Origin of the sequence: Streptomyces sp. I05A-00742 (assembly GCF_013055795.1) — a bacterium.
GTDB lineage: Bacteria > Actinomycetota > Actinomycetes > Streptomycetales > Streptomycetaceae > Streptomyces.
The window spans coordinates 1-1,352 of the sequence record NZ_JABETO010000093.1 but is presented as its reverse complement, the minus strand read 5'-3'; the positions used below and the strand labels follow the sequence as shown (position 1 = coordinate 1,352).

Annotated in this window: 1 pseudogene; it reads left to right on the top strand. The window is 80.6% G+C overall.

Going from position 1 to position 1,352, the window contains the following annotated elements:
* Window positions 1–1,352: pseudogene (locus tag HN013_RS32210) on the top strand (helix-turn-helix transcriptional regulator); the annotation flags it as partial.

The window sequence follows — 1,352 nt, the reverse complement described above, 5'->3', positions numbered from 1 at the left end:
GCGGTCGCCGCGCAGCTCCTGGCCGGCGGCCCGCTCGGCGAGAGCTGGGAGGCCCCGCTGCTGCGCGCCGCGGCGGAGGAGCACCTGGCGGCCGGCGAGACCGCCCCCGCCGCCCGCTGCCTGCGGTACGCCGTGCTCCGGGCCGACGACTCGCCGCGCGGGCTCGCGGACCGGCTGGCCACGGTGGCCGTCGCCTGGCGGCTCGACCCCCGGGGCGTCGTCCCCCAGCTCCAGGCGCTGACCGGGCACGCACGCGCCGGGCTGCTGGCGCCGTGCACCACCCTCCACCTCGTCCGGGGCCTGCTCTGGCACGGCCGGGAGGACGAGGCGGCCACCGCCGCCGAGGGGCTGCCCGCCCACGCCGACGACCCCCGGTACGCCACCGAACTGGACGTCACCCGGCTGCGGCTGGCCACCGCCTATCCCGGCACCCTCCCCCGGATGCCCGAGGTGCTGCGCCGGACGGACCCCGTGCCCGCCGCCCGGGACGAGGCGCCGGAGCTGCTGGCCATCCGGACCGTGCACGCCGCGCTGACCGGCGGCGACCCGGACGCCGTGGCCGCCGCGGCCGAACGGGTCCTCCGCTCCGCCGGGCTCGGCGACCACCGGCCGGAGGCCCTGGTCGCGGCCGTCCAGGCGCTCGTCCACATCGACCGGACGGCCACCGCGGACGCCTGGTGCGACCGGCTCCTCGTCCGGCGCGACGGGCCCCCGACGCCCGTCCGGGAGGCCGTCCTGCACCAGGCCAAGGCGTTCGCCCTGCTGCGCGGGGGCGACCTCGGCGGCGCCCGCGAGTACGGCACCCGCGCGCTGGAGCTGATGCCCGAGCAGGGCTGGGGCACGGGCGTCGCCTTCCCGCTGGCCGTGCTCGTCGAGGCGTACACCGCCATGGGCGAGCACGGTGCGGCGGCCGGCCTGCTGGACCGGCCGCTGCCCGGGGCGGCCGACCGGTCGCTCTTCGGGGTGCAGCACCGGTACGCGCACGGCCTCCACCACCTGGCCACCGGCCGCCCGAGAGAGGCCCTGGCCTGCTTCGTCTCCTGCGGCGAGGCGCTGGGCGCCTGGGGCCTCGATCACCCCTCCCCCGCGTCCTGGCGCGTCGGGGCCGCCGAGGCGTGGCTGGCCCTGGGCCGCCCGGAGAAGGCCGTCCGGCTGCTGGACGACGTCCTCGCCGACCCCGTCCACCAGGGCCCCCGGGCCCGGGCCGGCGCGCTGCGCGTCCTGGCCGCCACCGAGCCGCCGGAGCGGCGCCCGGCGACGCTCGCCCGCGCGCTGGAGCTGTTCGACGCCTGCGACGACCGGTACGGCGCCGCCCGCGCCCTCGCCGGCCTCGGCCGGGCGCACCGCGAGCT